This window comes from Aquabacterium sp. (assembly GCF_050725395.1).
Classification (GTDB): Bacteria; Pseudomonadota; Gammaproteobacteria; order Burkholderiales; family Burkholderiaceae_C; genus Aquabacterium.
The window spans coordinates 32,756-57,286 of record NZ_JBOHHL010000030.1; the positions used below are offsets into that span (position 1 = coordinate 32,756).

A 24,531-nucleotide genomic window follows, 5' to 3' on the forward strand; every position below is an offset into this window, starting at 1 on the left:
GCCCATGGCCCGAGTCCGCTCTGTGCTAGTCCTTGACCGGCATCAAGCGATCAGTTCCTTGATGACCTTGCCGTAAACCACCGTCGGACGTTCGGAACGGCCGTTGTTCAGGAAGGTGGTCTTCAGGTGATCCAGGCCCATGAGGCTCAGCACCGTGGCTTGCAGGTCATAGGTGTCCACCGCCTTGTCCTTGTCGGCCGTTTGCAGGCCGATTTCGTCGGTTTCACCGTGCGTGTAGCCAGCCTTGACGCCGCCACCGGCCAGCCACTGCGTGTAGCCCCAGGGGTTGTGGTCGCGGCCATTGCCGCTCTGGCCATAAGAGGTGCGGCCAAACTCGGACGTCCAGACCACCAAGGTGGTTTCGAGCAGACCGCGGGCTTTCAAGTCGGCCAGCAGGCCGGCGATGGGCTTGTCCACTTGGCGGGCCTTGACGCGGTGGTTCTTGTCCAGACCGTCGTGCGCGTCCCAGCTGGCACGCTCGCCATCGGCCACAGGGGCATCGCCCGTCACGACCTGGATGAAACGCACGCCGCGTTCGACCAGTCGGCGAGCACGCAGCAGCGTTTCGCCATACTTGCCGCTGATCTCGTCATTGATGCCGTAGAGCTCCTTGGTCGCTTCGGTTTCCTTGCTCAGGTCGACGGCGATGGGGGCGGCCACTTGCATGCGGTCGGCCAGCTCGTAGGACTTGACGCGTGCGCGCAGCTCCGAGTCTGCCGGGTACTTGGCGGCACCCAGGTTGTTCAGGCGCTTGAGCAGGTCGAGCGCACCACGTTGCTGGTTTTCGGCACGCAGTTCAGGGCGGTCCAGGTACAGGATCGGCGAGTTGCCAGGACGGAAGGCCACGCCTTGGTACACGGCGGGCAGGAAGCCCGAACTCCAGTTCTGCGAACCAGCTTGCGGCTCGCGGTCACCGTCGTACAGCACCACGTAAGGCGGCAGGTCAGGATTGGCGGTACCCAGGGCATAGGTCACCCAGGCGCCCAGAGAAGGACGGCCGGGGCTCAGGTCGCCGGTGTTGAGCTTCAGGATCGAGATGTCGTGGGTGGCGCCCACGGTCACGCTCGACTTGATGAAGGCCATCTTGTCGGCGTGCTGGCCCAGGTTGGGCAGCAGGTCCGAGAACCAGGCGCCGCTTTCACCGTACTGTTTCCAGGTGCGGCCGGATTCGAACAGCTTGCCCACACCGCCCTGGGTGCTGGTCTTGATGCCCTTGAGGAAAGAATCCGGAGGTGGCGTGCCGGCCAGGCGAACCAGCTCGGGCTTGTAGTCGTAGAGGTCCAGGGTGCTGGGGGCGCCGTTCTGGTGGAGCCAGATCACCGACTTCACCTTGGCGGGGAAGTGGGTGGGCTTGGGTGCCAGCGGATCGATCAGGTCCGATGCCATGGCCGATTGCACGGCACCGAATCCAGGCACGAGGCCGGACAGAGCGGCACCGCCGACGGCGGCACCCGACTTGGACAGAAAATCACGGCGAGAATTTTGGCTCATGTTCATATTCCTTTGGTAATGGCTTGGTAGCGGCACGCTCAGAAGCGGTACGCGAAATCATTCGAATTGGCGACGGTGTGAACCAGGTCCACGAAAGCTGCGGCACGGATCGGGTTGACCGCTTGCCCCGCCTTCACGCCCGTTGGCACGGCCACGGAGAAGGTGCCGGACTTGGCGGCATCGGCCACCTTGTTGGCCACGACCTTTTCCTGCTGTGCCAGGAAAGCCTGCAACGCCACCTTCTCTTCCTTGTTCGGCTTGCGGGCAAAGAGGACTTCGTAGAGTCGGTCGATCTGCGCCGATTCGCTGCCACCGGCCTCGTTGATCACGCGGCCCGCCAGGGCTTGCGACCACGCAAAGACGATGTCGCTGTTGAACAGGGTCAAGGCTTGCAGCGGCGTGGTGGTCACATCACGCTTCTGGTGAGGCGAGACCGGGTTGGCCGGGTCGAAGCTCACGGTCAGTGGATACGGCACGGAACGGCGCACGAAGGTGTAGATGCTGCGGCGACGGGCGTCTTCGGGGTTCTTGCTGATTTCCCACAGGTTGCCGGCGTTCAGGTTGCTCGGCACGGGCGGGAACACGGCAGGGCCACCGACCTTGTCGACCAGCTGACCCGAGGCGTACAGCAGCGAGTCGCGGATCTCTTCGGCTTCCAGGCGCTTGCGGGGGAACACCGCCAGCAGCTTGTTGTCCGGATCGACCTTGACCACATCAGCCCGCTCGGCCGAAGCCTGGCGGTAGGTGCTGGACAGCAGGATCTCGCGGTGCAGCTTCTTGACGCTCCAGCCATCGTTGATGAACGACGCGGCCAGGTGGTCCAGCAACTGGGGATGCGTTGGCTTTTCACCGGCGCGACCGAAGTCACCCAGCGTGCTCACGATGCCCTTGTCGAAGTACTGGCTCCAGATGCGGTTGACGTAGACGCGCGAAGTCAACGGGTTGCTCGGGCTGGTGAGCCAGTTGACCAGCGCGGTACGGCGGCCGGACGACTTGTCGGTCGGCGTGATGGCCAGCTGTTCCTTGGTCGGGTTCCACAAGGCGGGGATGCCAGGTTGAACTTCTTCCAGGGGACGCTCGTGAATGCCACCAAAGCGCACAAAGGTCGGGGGCGCTTCCTTGCCCAGCTCGAGTGCCGTGGTCAGGTTGGTCGATCCAGCGAACTTGGGCTTGAGGTGGTCGAGCTTCTTCAGCTCGGCGGTCAGCTTCTGGTATTCCTTCCAAGTGTCGACCTTGGTGGCATCGTATTCAGGGCTGTCTTTGTCCTCGGCCGCCATCTTCAGGTAGCTGCCGATGTCGGTGGCTTCGTTGAACACCGCCTTGTGGCGCCAGTTCACCCACTTGTCCATGGGCGTCCACTGATCCTGAGGCTTGAACAAGGCATCGCGGGCATCGCCGAGGTAACGCTCCTTCTGGTACTTGATGGCTTTCTCACGGACCGTGTCCAGCAGGGCCTTCTGCTTGTCGCGGATCTCCTTGGTGGCTTCGCGGTAGGCGGCCTGAGCCTTCTCGTAGGCCACGTCCACATCGGCCTTCTGGTCCAGCTTGGCCCGCTCGTCGAACACCGTGTTGGAGAAGAAGGCCTGCAGTTGGAAGTATTCCTTCTGGCTGACCTTGTCTGCCTTGTGGTTGTGGCAGCGGGCGCAACCGATGGTCGAGCCCAGCAGCGTTTCGCCCACCAGGTCGGTCACGTCGGTCGAGATCTGGTAGTGGCGCTGAACCAGGTCACGCGAATTGGAGTTGTCGGGGTAACCGGCGATGTAACCCGTGGCGATGCGAGCTTCCTGGCTTTGCGGCCAGAGTTCGTCGCCCGCGATCTGCTCCTTGATGAAACGGTCGAAAGGCTTGTCGCTGTTGAAGGCGTTGATCACGTAGTCGCGGTAGCGCCAATTGTTGGGACGGGTCTGGTCGCCCTGGAAGCCCGCGCTGTCCGCATAGCGGGCCAGGTCCAGCCAGCGGCGGGCTTGGCGCTCACCGAAGTGATGCGAGGCCAGCAAGCGATCCGCCAGCTTTTCGTAGGCGTCGGGCGACTTGTCGCCCACGAAAGCCTTCACCTCTTCAGGCGTTGGCAGGATGCCCCAGGCGTCCAACGTGGCACGGCGGATGTAGGTGGCGCGGTCCGCCTCTTGCGAAGGCTTGAGGCCCTTGGCTTCGAGTTGCGCCAGCACGAAGGCATCGACGGGACTGCGGACCCACTTCTTTTGCTTGACCTCGGGAACGGCGGGCTCCTTGACCAACTGGTACGCGGACCATGACTTGGGCGCGGCGGGCGCCGCTTTGGCTGCGTCGGCCACGGGTTTGCCGTCGGCGGCGATCGCCGCAACGGCAAAAGTGCCTGACAAGATCGATAGATAGATGGCTTTATTCATTGATGGACCCCAACACGTAGAGCGCTTGACTCATTTATTTACTCCATTAACGAGAATGCATTCAGAGTTCATGAGCCAGCGGCAAAAAACTCAAACTGACTGCGACTCAAGGGCTTCCATATAGCAACTATCAAGCCAGGTTTCAGAAGGTGATAGTTTTTGCAAAGTCAAGCGTAAGTTATTGTTTTTAAAGCATATTTATTCATTGCATTTGCAAATGAGGAAATTGCTCCAGCGCCCAATCTGCGGTCCACTGGGAGCTGTTTGGAACGCAACATGCCAGTGCTGAAAAATCAGCAAGCGGCGCTGATTTATTCTGGGAAATGTTAAAAAATCAATTCAAAAGCTGGCTCAGCATTTGCATTAACAAAGGCGTCATTCATACAAATTGGCATTAGCAGTTGAATAAATTAAATACTTATTTGCATGAGCATGCTGCCTGCAAATGAACATTTATTCAAAGAACCGAACTCAATGAGAAAGCACTTAGTTTCATGAAAGCACACGCATTCAAACGTTTGCTGAGCCTGGCCTTGTTGGCCACTGGCGCCGCCGCCCTGGCCCAGACGGCCACCACGGCACCCGCCGCTTCTGCCGCCGCGAGGGCCCCGCAGCCTTGGACGTACAAGACCGAGAACCTGACGAAGGCCAAGGTTGATGCCCTGCTCGCCAACCCCTCGAAACTGGTGATCATTGATTTGCGGCGCCCGGACGAGCTGGTCAAGTACGGCAGCTTCCCGGCCTACCTGAACGTGCAGTTGAAGGCCTTGCCCGAAGTCCTTGACTACATTCCCAAGGACCGCGTGATCCTGACCGTGTCGAACCGGGCCCACCGGGCCGGCGCGGCGGGCGACCTGCTCACCAGCAAGGGCTTCAAGGTGGCGGGCGCCACGGGCTCCGAAGACTACCGCGAAGCCGGCGGCACGATCGTGAAGGTCGCACCACCCGCCCCTGCCGCCTCCAACTGAATTGAACTGAACTGAACGACAAAGGCCGCCATCGCCCACGCGCATGGCGGCCTCCTTCCTGACTGCGAGAACACACCATGGCACTGCGAAAAGTCCTTGAAGAAGACGACATCCCGGCCTCAGTCCAAGCGCCAGCACTTCGATCCGTCAAGGCTGCGGCCACCACCCGCGTCAAGCTGTGGGACTTGCCCGTGCGGATCTTTCACTGGTCATTGGTGGCGGCCGTCACCGCCGTCATCGTGACCGGCAAGATCGGTGGCGACATGATGGAATGGCATGGCAGAGCCGGCCTGGTCATCGTCGGACTGGTGGCCTTTCGCCTGAGCTGGGGCTTCCTGGGATCGACCCACGCCCGGTTCACGTCCTTCGTGCCTTCGCCCGGCAAGATCGTGGCCTACCTCCGAGGTCGTTGGCGTGGCCTGGGCCACAACCCGCTGGGGGCCTTGTCGGTGCTGGCCTTGCTGATCATCCTCGGGGTGCAAGCGGGCACGGGCCTGTTCAGCAACGACGACATCGCGTTCACCGGCCCCCTGGTCAATTTGATCGAAGAAGGGCTGTCGCAACAGCTGACCGGATGGCATCACAAACTGGTCAACGTGATCTTCGTGCTGCTGGGCCTGCACGTGGCGGCCATTTTCTACTACGTCAAATTCAAGAAGGACAACCTGGTCAAGCCCATGGTGACGGGTTGGAAAGACGTGGACGCCAAGGACCATCATCCTGGAAAGGGCGTGCGCCAAGGCGGGCCGGTGGCTTTCGCCGTGTCAGTGCTGATCGCAGCCGCCGCGGTGTATGGCGCCAATGGCGCATGGATTCACACCGCCAAACCGGCCGCCACCCCTGCTCCATCGGCCGCCACCAACCACAACGCCGCGCCAGCCTGGTAGGCGGACGCGGCGTGAGCTGAGAAGCCATGGCATGGGGTGCCATGGCTTTTTTCGTCAGGATTCGACCAGGACGAAGTGGTTGGCGTGCTGGTCGATCGACTCGCCGTCTTGGGGTTCTTCGGCGCCCAGGTCGGTGCCATCCACCGCTTCGCCAGCGCCCAGCAGACCGTGCCGCTTGAGCTGGGTTCTCAGCATGTTGCGCGTGATGCCCAAGACCTTGGCGGTGCGGACCTGGTTTTGCCCGGCATGCGCAAAGGCCGCATGGATCAAGGCGGACTCCACCTTCTCGAACAAGGCACTGTGGCCTTCGGTGAGCAAGGCCTGCCAGGCCACGACCATGCGCTCCAACGCCGTGAGCGAAGGCTGGGGCGACACCAATGCCGGCGGCACGCTGGCCGATGATGCCAGGCCGCCCTCTCCCCCGCCCTGCGTGGCCACCTCGCCAGGCGACCAGACCGGGGCCAAAGTCGATGCGCGTTCCGGTTGGGCCAATCCGCCCGTGACCAGGGCAGAGCCGGCCATGGGCGCCGACGTGGCCAAGGGCACCAGCTTGATGTCTTCGAGTTGGATCACGTCATCGCGGCAGACGATCAGCGCGAAGTGGATGGCGTTTTCAAGTTCGCGGATGTTGCCTGGCCAGCCGTAGTTCAGGAAAGCCGTTTGCACCTCGTCGCTCAGCGTCACGTCTCGCAGGTTCAAGCGGTTGCTGTAGACCGAGATGAAATGCCGGGCCAGCGGCACGATGTCCGCCAGCCGTTCGCGCAAGGGGGGCAGCCGCACGCAGGCCACGCTGAGGCGGTAATACAGGTCGGCCCGAAAGTGCTGGGCCTCGACGGCGCGCGCCAGGTCGATGTTGGTGGCGGCCACCAGGCGCACATCCAGCGGGATGCCTCGCCGCGAGCCCAGCCGGACCACCTGGCGTTCCTGAAGAACGCGCAGCAGCTTGACTTGCAAGGCCATGGGCAGGTCGCCGATTTCATCAAGGAAGAGCGTGCCGCCATTGGCCGCTTCGAACCAGCCGGCGCGGGCCTGGGAGGCGCCCGTGAACGCCCCCGACTCGTGGCCGAACAATTCGGCATCGATCAAGGACTCGCTGAAGGCACCGCAATTCACGGCCACGAAGGGGCCGCGGCGGCCGCTGATGGCGTGGATGTGGCGGGCGATCAGCTCTTTGCCCGTGCCCGTTTCACCCGTGACCAACACCGTGGCTTCGCTCAGGGCGATGCGCTCCACGTGGTGCAGCAGGGTCAGCGAACCGGGGTCGTGGAACACCAGGGCCTTGGCCCGGATGGACAAAGGCGCGGTGGGCGACTCGGGAAGGGTCAGTACTTTTTCCACAGTGTGTGTTCTTCTTGAAAAAACAGCAGGGTTGCTGGAAATCAAACAAGGTGCGACCGTAAAGGCAAGGCGCCCGAATGAAAACGTTTTTTTTCAAGAGTGCTTATTCACTTCTGGCGCGGCGGGTCCTCCCAACCGCCCCCCAGGGCCTTCAACAAGCTCGCGCTGGCGACCAGGCGCCGGCCCGCGAGGTCGAGCACCGTGCGACTTTGCGCCAAGGCGCTGGTCTGCGAAGTGAGGACGTTGAGCAAGCCCACGGTGCCCGCCTGGTATTGGTTCAAGGTCAGCTGCAGGCTTTCCTGCGCCGACGCGTTGGCCTGCCGCTGCACTTCGGCTTCCTCCTTCAACACCGCCAAGGTGGCCAAGCTGTCTTCGACCTCCTGGAAGCCTGTCAGCACGGCCTCGCGGTATTGCGCCACGGTGCGGTCATAGGCGGCCACGGTCTGGTCTTTCTGGGCTTGCCGGGCCCCGCCATCGAACAGGGTGGCGGCCAACGCCGGCCCCACGGACCAGATGCGGTTGGGCGCGGTCAGGATCTGGCTCCAGGTGTTGCTCTGGAAGCCGGTGGAGGCCCCCAGGGTCAGGGCCGGGAAAAAGGCAGCCTGGGCCACGCCGATCTGGGCATTGGCCGACGCCACGCGCCGTTCGGCTGCGGCGATGTCGGGACGACGCTGCAGCAGCGTGGCGGGCAAGGCCAGCGGCACGCCGGGCAGCGCGGGCACCACACCGGTCACGGGCAGCGAGAACTGTGCTGGCGCCTTGCCCACGAGCAAGGCCATGGCGTGTTCCAGCTGGGCACGCTGTGCCCGCAGGTCGATGGCTTGCGCTTGGGTGGCCTGCCATTGGCTTTCCACCGCCAGCACGTCCGCGCGGTCGGCCACGCCCGCGTCGAAGCGGTTGCGCGTGATGCGCACGGCCTTCTCGTTGTTCTCCAGCGACTGCTTCATCAAGGCCTGCTGGGCCTCGTTCACACGCAATTGCAAATAGCTCTCCACCAGGGCCGATTGCGCACTCAGCAGGGCCGCCTGCAGATCGGCCTGGCTGGCCTGCACTTCGGCCCTGCCGGCTTCCGCGCCGCGCCGCAAGCGGCCCCACAGGTCGATCTCCCAGTTGGCCGACAAGGCCACGCGGTGGCTGGTGGTGACGCGTCCGCCCTGCCCGTTGGCTTGATTTCCGTTGGCGTTGTTGCCGTTGGCGCTGCTGCGCGAACGTGTGGATGAAGCATCCGCCGACACGGTCGGCAGGTAGGCTGCATCGGCTGCGCCCAAGGCGGCCTGGGCCTGGCGCACCGAGGCCTCAGCCGCCGACACCGTCTGGTTGTTCAACGCCACCTGGGCCACCAGCTGGTCGAGTTGCGCATCGCCATACACCGACCACCATGGGCCCGGAGAGGCCAGGTCGGCAGGCTGGGTCACCTGCCAGCCTTCGGCTTCTTTGAAGGCAGAAGGCACGTCCATGGTCGGGCGTTGGTAATCGGGGCCGCTGGCACAGGCGGCCAGGGTGGCCACCAGCGCGGCGCAAGCCACGGGCCGCAGAGCCCGCCAGGAGAGGTGTCGGATGCTGTTCATGGGTGTCCTGGGGCGGCCTGCCATTCTTCGCGGGCTTGGACGCCCCGGCGGCGGCGCAGCCCCCAAAGGCGAAGCCGCTCAAGGTAAAGGTAGACCACCGGGGTGGTGTAGAGCGTGAGGATCTGACTGAAGACCAGGCCGCCCACGATCGCCACGCCCAGCGGTTGGCGCAACTCGGCGCCGTCGCCCGCGCTCAAGGCCAGCGGCAAGGCCCCCAGCAATGCCGCCAGGGTGGTCATCATGATCGGCCGAAAACGCAGCAGGCAAGCTTGGGTGATGGCCTCCAGCGGTGGCCGGTCGTGATCTCGTTGCTGCACCAGGGCGAAGTCCACCATCATGATGGCGTTCTTCTTGACGATGCCGATCAGCAGCAGCACGCCGATGAGCGCGATGATGCTGAAGTCGAAGCCCGTGGCCATCAAGGCCAGCAAGGCGCCCACGCCGGCCGAGGGCAAGGTCGACAGGATGGTGATCGGATGGATGAGGCTTTCGTAGAGGATGCCCAGCACGATGTACACCGCCACGATGGCCGCCAGGATCAGCCAGGGCTGGTTGTTGACCGAAGCCTGGAAGGCCTGGGCCGTGCCCTGGAAGCTGCCATGCAGGCTGGACGGCAAGCCCAGCTTGGCCATGGCCTGGTCGATGGCCAGCGTGGCCTTCGACAAGGACACCCCCGCCGACAGGTTGAAGGACACGGTGGTGGACGCGAATCCGCTCTGGTGGTTGACCGCCAGTGGTGTGTTCGTCGGCTGGTAGGTGGCGAAGGCCGACAAGGGCACCTTGGCCCCATTGGGCGCGGCGAAAATCACGTCGTCCAGCGCCTTGGGGCTTTGCCAGAAACGCGGCGCGGCCTCCATCACCACCCGGTACTGGTTGAGCGGGTTGTAGATGGTCGAGACCTGCCGCTGGCTGAACAGGTCGGCCAGGGTGGCGTCGATGAGCTTTTGCGTGAGGCCCAGGCGGCTGGCGGCGTCACGGTCGATCACCAAGGTGGTCTGTTCGCCCTTGTCCTGCTGGTCGGTGTTGACGTCCTGCAGTTCGGGCAGGCGGCTCAAGGCCTGCCGGATCTTGGGCCCCCAGGTGCGCAAGTCCTGGATCTCGTCGGCCTGCAAGGTGTACTGGTATTGGGCATTGCCACCACGCCCGCCGATGCGCAGATCCTGAGCAGGTTGCAGGAACAGGTTGGCGCCAGGCTCGTGGGCCAGCTTGCCTCGCAGCCGCGCCACGATCTGGTCGGCCGAGACGTCGCGCTGGTCCCGGGGCTTGAGGCTGATGAACATCTGGCCGGTGTTGCGCCCCCCGCCAAAGCCGCCCCCGCCGATCGAACCGGTCACGGTGTCGACCGCCGGGTCTTGTTGAACGATGTCCACGAAGCGCGTGAGCTTGGTCCGCATGGCTTGGAAGGAAATGCTTTGGTCGGCCTGGATGTTGCCGATGATGCGGCCGGTGTCCTGCTGGGGGAAGAAGCCCTTGGGCACGGCGATGTAGAGGTAGACATTGAGCGCCACCGTGCCCAGCAAAAGCAGCATGGTGATGCGGCTGTGCCGGATCGCCCAGCCCAGGCTCACCTCGTAGCCACGGGTCATGCGGGCCAGGGTGCCGTCGAGGGTGCGCCGCAGTCGGCCGGGCTGGTCATCCTCGGGTTTCGGCGCCGGTTTGAGCAAGCGGGCGCACATCATCGGGGTCAGCGTGAGTGACAGCACCAGCGACACCAGGATGGCCGCCGACAAGGTGACCGCGAACTCCCGGAACAGCCGCCCCACGATGCCCCCCATCAACAGGATGGGGATGAAGACCGCGATCAAGGACAGGCTCATCGACAGCACGGTGAAGCCCACCTCGCGCGAGCCGACCACGGCCGCCTTCATGGGCGCCATGCCGGCTTCGACATGGCGAGAGATGTTCTCCAGCACCACCACCGCGTCGTCCACCACGAAACCGGTGGCCACGGTCAAGGCCATCAGCGACAGGTTGTCCAGGCTGAAACCGCACAAGTACATCAGGCCGCAGGTGCCCATCAGGGACACCGGCACCGTCACGCTGGGGATCAAGGCCGCCCGCCCATGGCGCAGAAACAGGAACACCACCATCACCACCAGGGCCACGGACATGGCCAGCGTGCGCTCGACCTCGTGCAAGGAGGCCCGGATGGTGGTCGTGCGCTCCTGCGTCACGTCCAGGTGCATGGAGGCCGGGATCATGGCCCGCAGCTGCGGCATCATGGCCTGGACCCGGTCCACCGTCTCGATGATGTTGGCCTCGGGCTGGCGGAACAGCAGCAGCAGCACCGAGGGCTTGCCGTTGACCAGGCCCGCGTTGTTCAGATCCTGAACCGAGTCCAACACCTCGGCCACGTCGGACAGCCGCACGGCCGAGCCGTTGCGGTAGGACACGATCAGCGGCAGGTAGTCGGCCGCCTTCTTGGCCTGGTCGTTGGCGCCGACCTGCCAGTGCCGGTCACCCTGCTCGACGCTGCCCTTGGGCCGGTTGACGTTGGCCGCCACGATGGCATTGCGGACGTCCTCCACCCCCACGCCCATCTGGTTGAGCACCGGCGGGTTCAACTCGACCCGCACCGCGGGCAAGGAGCTGCCCCCCACGTTGACCTGGCCGATGCCCTCCACCTGGGCCAATTTCTGGGCCAGGATGGTGGCGGCCACGTCGTACATCTGCCCTTGCGTGGCCGTGTCCGACGTCAGGGACAGCAGGATCACGGGCGAGTCCGCCGGGTTCACCTTGCGGTAGGTCGGGTTGCTGGGCAAGCCCGTGGGCAGGAGGCTGCGCGCGGCGTTCAGGGCGGCCTGCACATCACCCGCGGCGCCATCGATGTCGCGGTCCAGGTCGAACTGCAACGTGACGCGTGTCGACCCCAGAGAGCTGGTCGACGTCATCTCGGTCACGCCGGCGATGCGGCCCAATGATCGCTCCAGCGGCGCGGCCACCGAACTGGCCATGGTCTCCGGACTGGCGCCCGGCAAGGAGGCCTGCACCGAAATCGTCGGGAAGTCCACCTGCGGCAGGGGCGACACCGGCAACAAGCCGAAGGCCAGGATGCCGGACAAAGCCACGCCCAGGGTCAGCAGCGTGGTGGCCACGGGCCGGTGGATGAACGCCGCGCTGAACTTCATGCCGGCGTCTGTTCGGTGTCGACCGCCTTGCGGCCGCGGCGAACCAGCCTGTCGAAGGCCAGGTAGATGACCGGCGTGGTGAACAGCGTCAGCACCTGGCTGAGCAGCAAGCCCCCGACCATGGTCACGCCCAGCGGGTGGCGCAGCTCCGAGCCAATGCCCGTGCCCAGCATCAGCGGCAAGGCGCCCAGCAAGGCCGCCAGGGTGGTCATCAAAATGGGCCGGAAGCGCAGCAAGCCAGCCTGGTAGATGGCCTCCCGCGGGGACAGGCCCTCGTCGCGCTCGGCCTGCAAGGCGAAGTCGATCATCAGGATCGCGTTCTTCTTGACGATGCCGATCAGCAGCACGATGCCGATGATGGCCACGATGCCGAGGTCGGTGCCCGACACCATGAGGGCCAGCAAGGCGCCCACCCCCGCCGATGGCAAAGTCGACAGGATGGTGACCGGGTGGATGAAGCTTTCATAGAGCACGCCCAGCACGATGTACATGGTGACGATGGCCGCCAGGATCAGCCACAGGGTGTTGCTCAGCGAGGCCTCGAAGGCCAGGGCCGCGCCCTGGAAGCTCGTCACCAGGCTGGCGGGCGCCTGCATCTCCTGCTCGGCCTCGCGGATGGCCGACACGGCATCGCCCAGTGCCGCGCCAGGTGCCAGGTTGAAGGAAATGGTGGCCGAGGGGAACTGGCTCAGGTGGTTGATGACCAGCGGCGCCGTGCGTTCGCTGATGCGCGCCACGGCGCTCAAGGGCACTTGCGCGCCATTGGCGCCAGGCACGTACAACTGCGAGAACGATTGCAGGCCTTGCTGGAAATCGGGGTGCACTTCCAGCACCACGCGGTACAGGTTGGACTGCGTGAAGATGGTCGAGATGAGTCGCTGCCCGAAGGCGTTGTACAGCGCGTTGTCGATCGCCGCCACCGTCACACCCAGGCGGCCCGCCGCGTCGCGGTCGATCTCGACGTAGGCCTGCAGGCCCTTGTCCTGCAGGTCGCTGGTCACGTCGGTGATCTGGGGGATGTGGCTCAGGCGCTCGACCAGCTTCGGCACCCAGGTGGACAGCTCGTCGAGGTTGGCGTCCTGGAGGCTGAACTGGTACTGCGTGCGGCTGACGCGGTCTTCGATCGTCAGGTCCTGCACCGCCTGCAGGTAGACCGACATGCCGGGCAGCTTGGCCGTGCCGTGCTGCAGGCGCCGGATCACGCCTTGCGCATCGTCGTCGCGCAGGCCCCGCTCCTTCAGCTTGATGAGCATGCGGCCGTTGTTGAGCGTGCTGTTGGCGCCATCCACGCCAATGAAGGAGCTGAGGCTCTCGACCGCCGGATCGCGCAGCAGCACGTCGGCCAAGGCCTGCTGGCGCTCGGCCATCGCGGCGAACGAGCTCGACTGCGGCCCTTCGGTGATGGCCTGGATCAGGCCCGTGTCCTGCACCGGGAAAAAGCCCTTGGGCACCACCAGGTAGAGCAGCACCGTCAGCACCAGGGTGCCCGCCGCCACCGCCAAGGTCAAAGGCTGGTGGTCCAGCACCCAGCGCAAGGCCACGCCATAGCGCGCGATGACGCGGTCGATGAAGGCGCCCGACTTGCGGTGAAACCAGCCTTGCTCGCTGTCAGGGATGTGGCGCAGCAAGCGCGCGCACATCATGGGCGTCAGGGTCAGCGAGACCACCGCCGAGATCAGGATGGACGCCGCCAGCGTCACCGCGAACTCGCGGAACAACCGGCCCACCACATCGCCCATGAACAGCAGCGGGATCAGCACCGCGATCAGCGAGAAGGTCAGCGAGATGATGGTGGTGGCGATCTGCTGCGAGCCCTTCAAGGCGGCCGCCATGGGCGACTCGCCCTCTTCCACGAAGCGCGACACGTTCTCGATCATCACGATGGCGTCGTCGACCACGAAGCCGGTGGCGATGGTCAGCGCCATCAGGCTCAGGTTGTTCAGGCTGAAGCCCGCCAGGTGCATGACGCCGAACGTGCCCACCAAGGACAGCGGCACGGCCACGCTGGGGATGACGGTGGCGGTGGCACTGCGCAAGAAGAGGTAGATCACCATCACCACCAGGCCAATGGCCAGGCACAGCTCGAACTTCACGTCCTCGACCGAGGCGCGGATGGTGGTGGTGCGGTCCGTCAGCACCGCCACGTCGATGGCCCCTGGCAGGCTGGCCTTCAACTGAGGCAGCACCTGGTGGATGCGGTCCACGGTCTCGATCACGTTGGCGCCCGGCTGGCGCTGCACGTTCAGCAGGATGGCCGGCGCTTGCCGGGGCCCCTGCTCGCTCGCAGAACCGGCCCAGGCGGCGATGCGGGTGTTCTCGGCGCCATCGACCACGTCGGCGATGTCGCGCAGGCGGATCGCCGCGCCATTGCGGTAGGCGATCACCAACTGACGGTACTCGTCGGCCGAACGCAACTGGTCGTTGGCATCCAGTGTGGAAGCGCGCTGGGGCCCATCGAAACTGCCCTTGGCCTGGTTGACGTTGGCATTGCCGACGGCCGTGCGCACATCGTCCAGGCTCAAACCTTGAGACGCCAGCGCGCGGGGATTGACCTGCACGCGCACCGCCGGCCGCTGCCCGCCTGCCAGGCTGACCAGGCCCACGCCGGGCACCTGCGACAACTTCGGCGCAATGCGCCCGTCCACGAGGTCTTCCACCTTGGGCAAGGGCAAGGTCTTGGACGTGATGGCCAGCGTGATGACCGGCGCATCGGCCGGGTTCACCTTGCTGTAGACCGGCGGCATGGGCAGGTCTTGCGGCAACACCGAGTTGGCGGCATTGATGGCGGCCTGCACCTGCTGCTCGGCCACGTCCATCTTCATGGTCAGCTCGAACTGCAGGGTCAGCACCGACGCCCCGCCCGAACTGCTGGACGACATCTGCTTGAGGCCCGGCATCTGCCCGAACTGGCGCTCCAGGGGCGCCGTGACCGACGAGGTCATCACGTCCGGGCTGGCGCCAGGGTACAAGGTCGTGACCTGGATGGTCGGGTAGTCGACCTCGGGCAGCGCCGAGACCGGCAGCATGCGGTAGGCCAGCAGGCCGGCCAGCAAGATGGCCAGCATCAGCAGCGACGTCGCCACAGGACGCAGGATGAAAAGGCGCGAGATGTTCACGACGGATCCGGTTGGCTTACGACGCTTCCGCCGGCCGCTGGCGCTGGCCATGCCGTCCCTGGCGAGGCCCGGAGGCCGCAGGCGCGGCTGGGTCGCCCGTGATGAGTTCCACCTTGCCGCCATCGCGCAGCTTGTCCAGCCCGTCGATCACCACCCGCTCACCAGCCTGGACACCCTTGTCCACGACCAGGAACTCGCTGGTCGATCCTGTCGGAGACAAGACCACCGGTCGCACGTTCACCACGCCTTCGGCGTTGACGGCGTAAACAAAACTGCCCTGGGCTCCGCGCTGAACGGCGGCGGCGGGCACCATGACCGCGTTGGCCCGGGTCTCGACATGCAGCCGCGCATTCACGAACTGGTTGGGGAAGAGCGCGTTGTCCCGGTTGTCGAACTCGGCCTTGAGCTTGACCGTGCCCGTGGCCAGGTCGATCTGGTTGTCCGCGCTGACCAGGCGCCCCTTGGCCAGCACCGTCTTGCCGTCACGGTCCAGGGCCTCCACCTGCAGCACCGCGCCCGAGCGCTGGCGGTTCAGCACCGAGCCGAGCTTGTCGGCTGGCAGCGGAAAGACCACCGCGATGGGTTGCGTCTGGGTGATGAGCACGATGCCCGTGGCGTCCGATGCATGCACCGTGTTGCCCACGTCCACCTGGCGAAGGCCCAACCGCCCCGAAATCGGCGCCGTGACCCGGGTGTAGCCGAGTTGCAGCTTGGCATTGTCCACCTGGGCTTGGTCCACCTGCACCGTGCCCTGGTACTGCTTGACCAGGGCGGCCTGGGTGTCCACCTGCTGTTTGGCGATGGAGTCCTTGGCCAGCAAACCCTGGTAACGCTCAAGATCGACCTGCGCACTGGCCAGCAGGGCTTGGTCGCGGGCCAACTGCCCCTGTGCCTGCGACAGCTGAACCTGGAAAGGACGCGGGTCGATCTCGGCCAGCAGGTCGCCGCGGCTCACGGTTTGCCCTTCGGCGAAAGCGATGCTCAGCAAGGGCCCATCGACACGGGCCTTGACGGTGGCGGTGTTTCGGGCCGTGACGGTGCCCAGCCCGTCCACGGTGACCTGGACATCGCCCTGCTTCACGTTCGCGGCGCGCACGGGGATGGGCTTGTTGTTGCCACCCAGCCCCCCTCGCCGCCCGGCGCCCGCACCGCCTGGCCCTGCCGCGGATTCGGCCGTGGCCCCTTCGGCCTTGGCACGGCGCGCATGCCAGACATAGACAGAGGTGGCCAGCACGCCGACGGCGACCAGGACGAGCAGCAAATTTCTTGTTTTCATGACAGATCGTGGGTAAGACCAGAGCCCACGTGGATCCTAATCACTCGTCTTGAATATTTCGGACTTGACAAAATTCTTTACGCACAAGAAACAGTTCGGCCACCCGCAGGGTGGCCGTGTTCCTGCCGAAAGCCAGGCATCAAGCAGCCGCGTCGCCGTGGTCGTCAGAATGGCTGCGGGTGGATTGCTCGACCACCGACCGCGTCAACGTGGGCGCGAAAGTCTCGATGAAGGAATAGACGTAGCCGCGCAGGAACACCCCGCGCCGAAACGCGATGCGGGTCATGTTGACCGCGAAAAGGTGCCCCGCATCGATGGCCTTCAGGTTGCGGTCACGTTCTTCGTCGTAAGCGATCGAGGCCACCACGCCGACGCCCAGGCCCAGTTCCACATAGGTCTTGATCACGTCGGCGTCCATCGCGCTCAGCACGATGCGGGGTTGCAAGTCTTCCTTGGCAAAAGCTTCGTCAATGTGCGAACGGCCGGTGTAGCCCGCGTCGTAGGTCACCATCGGGAACCGCGCCAGGCGCTGCAAGGTCAAGGGCTCGCCATCCAGCAGCGGGTGCCCGTGCGGGACCACCACGCTGTGGGTCCAGCGGTAGCAGGGCAAGGTCACCAACTGGTCGTACTGGTCCAGCGCCTCGGTCGCGACGCCGATGTCGGCCTCGCCGCTCAGCAGCATCTCGGCCACCTGGCGGGGCGAACCCTGGTGCAGGCTCAGCGTCACTTGCGGGTACAGCTCGCGGAAATCACGCACCACGGCGGGCAAGGCATAGCGCGCCTGCGAGTGGGTGGCCGCGATCGACAGCGGACCGGTGTCGTGCTGCGAAAAATCGCGCGAGGCATTGCGCAGGTTCTCCGAATCGGCCAGCAGGCGCTCGATGATGGGCAGCACTTCCGCCCCCGGGCTGGTCAAGCCGGTCAGCCGCTTGCCTGCCCGGATGAACAACTCGATGCCCAGCTCCTCTTCCAGCTCACGGATCTGACGGCTGACGCCCGGCTGCGAGGTGTGCAGCGCATTGGCGACCTCCGTCAGGTTGAAGCCACGGCGAACCGCCTCTCTCACTGATCTCAATTGTTGGAAATTCATGTTTTTTTCTTCTTGGATTCAGGAAACGGTGTCGGCGAAGCGGCGCACGCGGCGCGGCTTCAGGTGCACGGTCGCGCCGGTCACCAAGATGCCGCTGTCGCGCAGGGCTGCAAATTCGCCACGGGGCAGTTCCACGTCGATCTCGCCCTGGTCGTCAACCCGGCGGAACTCCAGTCGCGTGTTGGGCCCCACGGTCAGGATGTGCGCCAGCGTGACGGCCAGGCTGCCCTCTTCCGGGTGCGCCAGCACCTGGATCTCGTGCGGCCGCACATAGCTCACGTCGTCGGAGGCGCCCGTGCCGGCGGACTCGGCCACCGCGCCTGGCGCATGGTCGCGGCCATGGAACAGGTTCACATCGCCCAGGAACTTCAGCACGAATGGCGTGGCCGGGTGGTCGTAGACCTCGTCCGGCGCACCATCCTGTTCGATGCGGCCCTGGTTCATCACCACGATGCGGTCGGCCACTTCCATGGCCTCTTCCTGGTCGTGGGTCACGAAGACGCTGGTGATGTGCACTTCATCGTGCAAGCGGCGCAGCCAGCGGCGCAGTTCCTTGCGCACTTTGGCATCCAGGGCACCAAAAGGTTCGTCCAGCAGCAGCACCTTGGGCTCGACCGCCAGCGCGCGCGCCAGGGCGATCCGTTGGCGCTGGCCACCCGACAACTGGTGCGGGTAGCGGTCGGCGATCCAATCCAGTTGAACCAGCTTGAGCAGCTCGGTCACCTTCTTGCGGATGGTGGTTTCATCGGGGCGTGTTTCACGCGGACGCACCCGCAAGCCGAAGGCCACGTTCTCGAAGATGCTCATGTGGCCGAACAGCGCATAGTGCTGGAACACGAAGCCCACTTGGCGATCGCGCACCGACACATTGGTCGCATCGGCGCCATGGAAGAGCACCGAGCCGCTGTCGGGTTGCTCCAGGCCCGCGATGATGCGCAGCAGCGAGGTCTTGCCCGAGCCCGACGGGCCCAGCAACGCCACCAGCTCACCCGAGGGGATTTCGATGTTCAGGTTGTCACAGACCGTGGTCGGCCCGAATCGTTTGACGAGGTTCTTGACTTCAATGCTCATGCGGGAACTCCAACATCCTTGATCTGGGCCAGCTCTTGCTTGACCTGACGCTCAACGATGAATTTCAAAACCAGGGTCACCAGCGCCAGGCTGGCCAGGATGGACGCCACGGCGAACGAGGCGGCGAACTGGTACTCGTTGTACAAAATCTCGATGTGCAATGGCAAGGTGTTGGTCTGCCCACGGATGTGGCCGGACACCACGGACACCGCGCCGAACTCGCCCATGGCCCGGGCATTGCACAGGATCACGCCGTACAGCAGCGCCCACTTCACATTGGGCAGCGTCACCTTGAAGAAGGTTTGCCAGCCCGAGGCGCCCAGCACCCGCGCGGCCTCTTCCTGCTCCTGCCCTTGGGCCTGCATCAGCGGGATCAGCTCACGCGCGATGAAGGGGAAGGTCACGAAGATGGTGGCCAGCACGATGCCGGGCACCGCGAAGATCACCTTCAGGTCATGGTCGCGCAGCCACTCGCCCCACCAGCCTTGCAGGCCGAAGAGCAGCACATACACCAGGCCGGCGATCACCGGCGACACCGAGAACGGCAGGTCGATCAGCGTCAGCAAGATGCTCTTGCCGCGAAAATCGAACTTGGCGATGGCCCAGGCGGCCGACACCCCGAACACCAGGTTCAAGGGCACCGCGATGATGGCCGCCGTCAGCGTCAACCAGATGGCCGACCTGGCATCAGGCTCGTTGATGGCGGCCAGGTAGACTTCCCAGCCCTTTTTGAAGGCCTCGAAGAACACCGACACCAGTGGCAGGAAGAGGAACAGGGCCAGGAAGAGCAGCGCGGTGCCGATCAGCGTGCGCCGCACCCATGGGGGTTCGTTGCGGCTGCCTGAAACATTGGGAGGAGACTGCGACATGTCACTTGCCTTGACGTTTGCGGGTCCACGCTTGCAGGGCGTTGATCGCCAGCAGCAGGACAAAAGACATCATCAACATGACCACGGCGATGGCGGTGGCCCCCTGGTAGTCGTATTGCTCCAGCTTGGTGATGATGAGCAGGGGCGTGATCTCGGACACCATGGGCATGTTGCCCGCGATGAAGATGATGGAGCCGTACTCGCCCAGCGCACGGGCGAAGGCCAATGCGAAACCGGTCAGCAAGGCCGGCATCAAGATGGGCAGGATCACCTTGGCGAAGGTCTGCAAGCGCGTGGCACCGAGGGTGGCCGAGGCCTCCTCCAGCTCGCTGGCCAGGTCTTCGAGCACGGGCTGCACCGTGCGCACCACGAAAGGCAGGCCAATGAAGGTCATCGCCACGAAGACCCCGATGGGCGTGTAAGCCACCTTCAAACCCAAGGGCTCCAGGTAGCGCCCGACCCAGCCATTGGCGGAATACAGGCCCGTCAGCGTGATGCCCGCCACCGCGGTGGGCAGCGCGAACGGCAAATCCACCAGGGCATCGATGATGCGCTTGCCGAAGAATTCGTAGCGCACCAGCACCCAGGCCACCAGCAGCCCGAACACGCCATTGATGACCGCGGCGGCCAACGAAGCACCGAAGGTCAGCTTGTAGGACGCCACCACCCGGGGTGACGCCACCGCCTCCACGAAGGCGGGCCAGGTCATGGTGAACGTCTTCAGAAAAGTGGCCGACAAAGGCAGCAACACAATGATGGCGAGGTACATCAGCGTCAGGCCCAGCGCCAGGTCGAAGCCTGGCAAGACACTGGGCTTGCGCAATAGAGTTTTAGAGAAAATCATGAATCAGCCGTTTGATACTGCCACGGTCACTTCTTGCCCAGGCCCAGGATCTGGTCATAGGCGGCGCCATCGTTGAAGTGCTCTTTCTGAGCCTTTTGCCAGCCGCCGAACACTTCATCCACGGTGAAAGTCTTGACCTTGGGGAACTCCTTGGCGAACAGGGCCTGGGCCTTGTCGGTGCGGGGACGCAGGTGGTTCCTGGCAGCAATGGCCTGGCCTTCGTCCGACCACAGGTACTTCAAATAAGCCTCGGCCTGCTTGCGGGTCTTCTTGCGGTCGACCACCTTGTCGACCACGCTGACCGGGTTCTCGGCGAGCACGGTCCACTTGGGGTAAACCACTTCGAAATCGCCACCGAACTCGTTCAGGATCAGGGGCACTTCGCTTTCAAAGGTGACCAAGGCATCGCCAATGTTGCGCTGGGCGAAGGTCGTGGTCGCGGCACGGCCGCCACCATCGAACACCGGCACGTGCGCGAAGATCTTGTGCACCAGGGCCTTGGCCTTGGCCACGTCGCCGCCAGTCTTGATCACCGAGCCCCAGGCCGCCAGGTAGGTGTAGCGGCCATTGCCCGACGTTTTCGGATTGGGAATGACCACCGAAATGCCAGGCCGGGCGAGGTCGTCCCAGTCCTTGATGTTCTTGGGATTGCCCTTGTGCACCAGGATCACCGTCACCGAAGCGGTGGGTGAACTGTTGTTGGGCAAGCGCTTGGCCCAGTCGGCGGGGATCAACTGGCCGCGCTCGGCCAGCAGGTCGATGTCATTGGCCTGGTTCATGGTGATGACGTCAGCTTCAAGGCCATCGACCACGCTGCGCGCTTGCTTGCTGGAGCCGCCGTGCGATTGGTTGATGGTCAAAGTTTCGCCCGTGGTCTGTTTCCAGTACTTGGTGAAGGCCACGTTGTAATTCTTGTAGAACTCGCGCGTCACGTCGTAGCTGACATTGAGCAGCGTGGCATCCGCCCAAGCGGAACTGGCCAACGCCGAAACGGAAAGAACGCCCAAGGCGAGGTGAACAAATTGTTTCTTCAAAGAAAAAATCATGACGAGGCCTTTTTTGATGCAGCGGGCGAATGTTAAAGAGCGGCAACTCACATCAGAAGTGAGGTTTTTGCAATTGATTATGCGGAAAACAGGTATCCATGAGAAAAATAGGCGACTCTGACCAGGGTCAGAGTCGCCTTAAATTGATGCCTTTGGACTTCCCTTGCAGGACGCCCCAGGCACCACCCCACTCGCTAGAAACTGGTGCTTGCTGTTACTTCTTGGTGTAAATCTGGTCGAAGACGCCGCCGTCGGCAAAGTGCGTCTTCTGGGCCTTGGTCCAGCCACCGAAGGTGTCATCGATGGTGAACAGGTTCAACTTGGGGAACTGCTTGGCGTACTTGGCCGCAGCCTTGGCATCGGTGGGACGGTAGAAGTTCTTGCCAGCGATGTCCTGGCCTTCGGCGGAGTACAGGTACTCAAGATAAGCCTTGGCCACGTCACGGGTGCCGCGCTTGTCAACCACCTTGTCCACCACGGCCACCGGAGGTTCGGCCAGGATGCTGATCGGGGGATAGACGATGTCGAACTTCTCGGCGCCGAATTCCTTCAAGGCCAGGTGGGCTTCGTTTTCCCAGGCCAGCAGCACGTCGCCTTGACCGCGTTCAGCGAAGGTCACGGTGGATCCACGCGCGCCGGAGTCCAGCACGGGCACGTTCTCGAACACCTTCTTGACGAATTCCTGAGCCTTGGCGTCGTTGCCACCAGGTTGCTTCAGGGCGAAGCCGTAAGCGGCCAGGTAACCCCAGCGTGCGCCGCCCGAGGTTTTGGGGTTGGCGGTGATCACGCCCACGCCCGGCTTGATCAGGTCGCTCCAGTTCTTGATGCCCTTGGGGTTGCCCTTGCGCACCAGGAAGATGTAGGTGGAGGTGTAAGGCGCGCTGTTGAGCTTGAATTGCTTTTGCCAATCGGTGCTCAGCAGGCCCTTGTCGGCGATGGCGTCGATGTCATACGCCAAGGCCAAGGTCACCACATCGGCGTCCAGACCGTCAATCACCGAGCGGGCTTGCTTGCCCGAACCGCCGTGCGAGGCCTTGACCGTGACGTTGTCGCCGGTCTTGGCCTTCCAGTACTTGGCGAAAGCGTCGTTGTACTGTTGGTAGAGCTCACGGGTGGGATCGTAAGACACATTAAGCAGGGTGACATCCTTGGCCTGGGCGACCGCAGGGACCAGGGATGCCACACCAGCGATGGCGGTCAATGCCGCCAGGGCCAAGGTGCTGAAGGTGCGACGAGTGCGGTTGGAAACGGCTTGCATGTTGGTTGAAACGTGTGTTGTGGTGAATCAATGGATGAATCCTAAAAGTCGCTGCATCAAAGCGGAACGAATAAAAATGCCTTTGCATATTCATTTCTTCAAAGATTCAAAACACCCTGTTGCAAACAATCCGTTGCAACGGATTCAAACGTCAGCTTGGCGGATGAAGTCCATTTGAGTTCCTGGGCATTGCGGCTTTCCCTGGACGAAGTTACATATATCAATTGATAATATTGATATACACAAAACAGATAAGAGACGTTTCTTTCAACAAAGCAACGCTTGACCGCTTATATCCCCTCAGGCACGGTTCTGCCAGTCATTCAGATGTTCCTCCCAGCTGCAGCCTGCCCAATGAAAAACAATCCATTCAAACCCACCGACGCGGTCCAAAACGACTGGAATCTCTCGTCGGTGGTATCAGCCCTTCGGCATTCCCGCGAAACCGCCCACAACATCCGCCACAAAGGCCGCATCCGTGAATTACCTTCGCGCGAAGCCTTGGCCCAAATACTTCAGGGTTTGCTGGCGGTTTTATTTCCCACCCACCTGGGCCGCCCCGACCTGAACGACGAAAGCATCGATTACTTCGTCGGCAACACCTTGAACAGCACGCTGGCGGTGCTGGTGGAACAGGTACGGCGCGGCCTCCTGTTCGTCACCGACGCCGACGCGGAAAACGACGCCACGCTGACCGCCAAGGCCACCGAGATCACCCGCGAATTTGCGGCCCGCCTGCCCGAGATCCGCGCGCTGCTGGTCAGCGACCTGCTGGCGGCTTTCCACGGCGACCCGGCCGCGTCCAGCCCGTCCGAGATCCTGCTGTGCTACCCGGGCATGACGGCCATCATGTACCACCGCCTGGCCCACGCCCTGTATGAACTGGGCTCGCCCGTGCTCGCCCGCGTCATTTCCGACATCGCGCATTCCAGCACGGGCATCGACATCCACCCGGGCGCCAAGATCGGCGGCAGTTTTTTCATCGACCACGGCACGGGCGTCGTCATCGGCCAGACCACCATCATCGGCCAGGGCGTGCGTTTGTACCAGGCCGTGACGCTGGGCGCCAAGCGCTTCCCGGCCGACGACAACGGCGTGCTGATCAAGGGCAACGCCCGCCATCCCATCGTGGAAGACGACGTGGTGATCTACGCCGGCGCCACGGTGCTGGGCCGCATCACGATCGGCAAGGGCTCGACCATTGGCGGCAATGTGTGGTTGACGCAAAGCGTGCCACCGGGCAGCAATGTGACCCAGGCGCAGTCCCAGTCTCAGTCCAAATAAGTTTTCTCTCACCTTCCTGAATCAACGGAGTTTCGAATGTCTGACATCCAAGAACAAAGCACGGCCCTGGGCGACGTGGCCGCCCGGCAGTTGGCCATCGCGACACGCACCGTGCCGCAAATGGCGACGATCACGCCTCGCTGGCTGACGCTGCTGCTGCAATGGGTGCCTGTCGAAGCCGGCATCTACCGCGTGAACCGCGTCAAAGATGCGTCTGCCGTGACGGTGGAATGCTCGGGCCGCGATGAACGCACCTTGCCCCAGACCTTCGTCGATTACATCGAGAACCCGCGCGAGTACATGCTGTCGGCCGTGAACACGGTGCTGGACGTGCACACCCGCGTGTCCGACCTGTACAGCAAGCCTTACAACCAGATCTCTGAACAGCTTCGCTTGACGATCGAGACGATCAAGGAACGCCAAGAGAGCGAGCTGATCAACAACCCCGAGTACGGCCTGCTGGCCAGCATCGCCCCGGCCCAGCGCATCAAGCCGCGCACCGGCGCCCCCACGCCCGATGACATGGACGAGCTGCTGACCAAGGTCTGGAAAGAGCCCGGCTTCTTCCTGGCCCACCCGCTGACCATCGCCGCCTTTGGCCGCGAGTGCACCCGCCGTGGCGTGCCCCCACCGACCGTGTCGCTGTTCGGTTCGCAGTTCATCACCTGGCGCGGCATCCCGCTGATCCCGTCCGACAAGCTGCAGATCGAAGACGGCAAGTCCAGCATCATCCTGATCCGCACGGGCGAGAGCCGCCAAGGCGTCGTGGGCCTGTACCAGCCCGACCTGCCCGGCCAGCAAAGCCCCGGCCTGTCGGTGCGATTCATGGGCATCAACCACAAGGCGATCGCCTCCTACCTGGTGTCGCTGTACTGCTCGCTGGCCGTGCTGACCGACGACGCCATCGCCGTGCTCGAAGACGTGGAGA

Annotated in this window: 17 protein-coding genes; 4 read left to right on the forward strand and 13 right to left on the reverse strand. The window is 63.8% G+C overall.

From position 1 onward, the window contains the following. Positions 1-42 precede the first annotated feature (42 nt). Together ACREB4_RS16440 and ACREB4_RS16445 are read right to left on the reverse strand one after the other, a co-directional pair. On the reverse strand, positions 43-1,491 hold the full coding sequence (locus ACREB4_RS16440) for a DUF1501 domain-containing protein (RefSeq protein ID WP_431589315.1): 1,449 nt from the start codon (positions 1,489-1,491) through the stop codon (positions 43-45). 38 nt (positions 1,492-1,529) lie between these two features. Beyond that, entirely contained in the window at positions 1,530-3,860 is a 2,331-nt protein-coding gene (locus ACREB4_RS16445; RefSeq protein ID WP_431589316.1) for a DUF1549 and DUF1553 domain-containing protein, read from the reverse strand. Positions 3,861-4,354: 494 nt separating this feature from the next. On the opposite strand from ACREB4_RS16445, the gene ACREB4_RS16450 reads away from it, so the two are divergent. Further along, complete coding sequence (locus ACREB4_RS16450) at positions 4,355-4,828, forward strand: rhodanese-like domain-containing protein (RefSeq protein ID WP_431589317.1); 474 nt, start codon at positions 4,355-4,357, stop codon at positions 4,826-4,828. 77 nt (positions 4,829-4,905) lie between these two features. Continuing rightward, positions 4,906-5,715, forward strand: coding sequence for a cytochrome b/b6 domain-containing protein (locus tag ACREB4_RS16455; protein WP_431589318.1), 810 nt, complete (start codon positions 4,906-4,908; stop codon positions 5,713-5,715). Positions 5,716-5,769: 54 nt separating this feature from the next. Here ACREB4_RS16455 and ACREB4_RS16460 read toward each other — a convergent pair whose 3' ends face one another. From ACREB4_RS16460 to ACREB4_RS16510, 11 genes are all read right to left on the reverse strand, one after another. After that, positions 5,770-7,053, reverse strand: a complete 1,284-nt coding sequence (locus ACREB4_RS16460; RefSeq protein ID WP_431589319.1) for a sigma-54 interaction domain-containing protein — start codon at positions 7,051-7,053, stop codon at positions 5,770-5,772. 107 nt (positions 7,054-7,160) lie between these two features. Continuing rightward, positions 7,161-8,621, reverse strand: a complete 1,461-nt coding sequence (locus tag ACREB4_RS16465; protein WP_431589320.1) for an efflux transporter outer membrane subunit — start codon at positions 8,619-8,621, stop codon at positions 7,161-7,163. Next, positions 8,618-11,749 (reverse strand): multidrug efflux RND transporter permease subunit, encoded by a 3,132-nt coding sequence (locus ACREB4_RS16470; RefSeq protein WP_431589321.1) that lies wholly within the window; start codon positions 11,747-11,749, stop codon positions 8,618-8,620. Before ACREB4_RS16470 ends, ACREB4_RS16465 begins: the two co-directional genes overlap by 4 nt. After that, entirely contained in the window at positions 11,746-14,865 is a 3,120-nt protein-coding gene (locus tag ACREB4_RS16475) for an MdtB/MuxB family multidrug efflux RND transporter permease subunit (protein WP_431589322.1), read from the reverse strand. Before ACREB4_RS16475 ends, ACREB4_RS16470 begins: the two co-directional genes overlap by 4 nt. A 16-nt stretch (positions 14,866-14,881) precedes the next feature. Then, positions 14,882-16,141 (reverse strand): MdtA/MuxA family multidrug efflux RND transporter periplasmic adaptor subunit, encoded by a 1,260-nt coding sequence (locus tag ACREB4_RS16480; RefSeq protein WP_431589323.1) that lies wholly within the window; start codon positions 16,139-16,141, stop codon positions 14,882-14,884. A gap of 139 nt (positions 16,142-16,280) precedes the next feature. Further along, positions 16,281-17,231 carry a CysB family HTH-type transcriptional regulator gene (locus tag ACREB4_RS16485; protein ID WP_431589324.1) on the reverse strand — a complete coding sequence of 317 codons (951 nt, stop codon included), beginning with the start codon at positions 17,229-17,231 and terminating at the stop codon, positions 16,281-16,283. A gap of 18 nt (positions 17,232-17,249) precedes the next feature. Beyond that, positions 17,250-18,302 (reverse strand): sulfate/molybdate ABC transporter ATP-binding protein, encoded by a 1,053-nt coding sequence (locus ACREB4_RS16490; protein WP_431589325.1) that lies wholly within the window; start codon positions 18,300-18,302, stop codon positions 17,250-17,252. After that, the gene (cysW, locus tag ACREB4_RS16495) at positions 18,299-19,171 is read right to left on the reverse strand and encodes a sulfate ABC transporter permease subunit CysW (protein ID WP_431589326.1); all 873 of its coding nucleotides are present in this window, start codon (positions 19,169-19,171) and stop codon (positions 18,299-18,301) included. Before cysW ends, ACREB4_RS16490 begins: the two co-directional genes overlap by 4 nt. Before the next feature lies 1 nt (position 19,172). Next, positions 19,173-20,015, reverse strand: a complete 843-nt coding sequence (gene cysT, locus ACREB4_RS16500; protein ID WP_431589327.1) for a sulfate ABC transporter permease subunit CysT — start codon at positions 20,013-20,015, stop codon at positions 19,173-19,175. A gap of 26 nt (positions 20,016-20,041) precedes the next feature. Continuing rightward, the gene (locus tag ACREB4_RS16505) at positions 20,042-21,061 is read right to left on the reverse strand and encodes a sulfate ABC transporter substrate-binding protein (RefSeq protein ID WP_431589328.1); all 1,020 of its coding nucleotides are present in this window, start codon (positions 21,059-21,061) and stop codon (positions 20,042-20,044) included. Between the two features lie 214 nt (positions 21,062-21,275). Then, positions 21,276-22,319 carry a sulfate ABC transporter substrate-binding protein gene (locus ACREB4_RS16510; protein ID WP_431589329.1) on the reverse strand — a complete coding sequence of 348 codons (1,044 nt, stop codon included), beginning with the start codon at positions 22,317-22,319 and terminating at the stop codon, positions 21,276-21,278. Between the two features lie 354 nt (positions 22,320-22,673). Here ACREB4_RS16510 and epsC point away from each other — a divergent pair, with 354 nt between their 5' ends. Then, positions 22,674-23,603: a serine O-acetyltransferase EpsC gene (gene epsC, locus ACREB4_RS16515; RefSeq protein ID WP_431589330.1), complete on the forward strand. Its 930-nt coding sequence runs from the start codon at positions 22,674-22,676 to the stop codon at positions 23,601-23,603. A 36-nt stretch (positions 23,604-23,639) separates the two neighbouring features. Beyond that, a partial coding sequence (locus tag ACREB4_RS16520) for a family 2A encapsulin nanocompartment shell protein (RefSeq protein ID WP_431589331.1) occupies positions 23,640-24,531 on the forward strand: 892 nt, incomplete at its 3' end.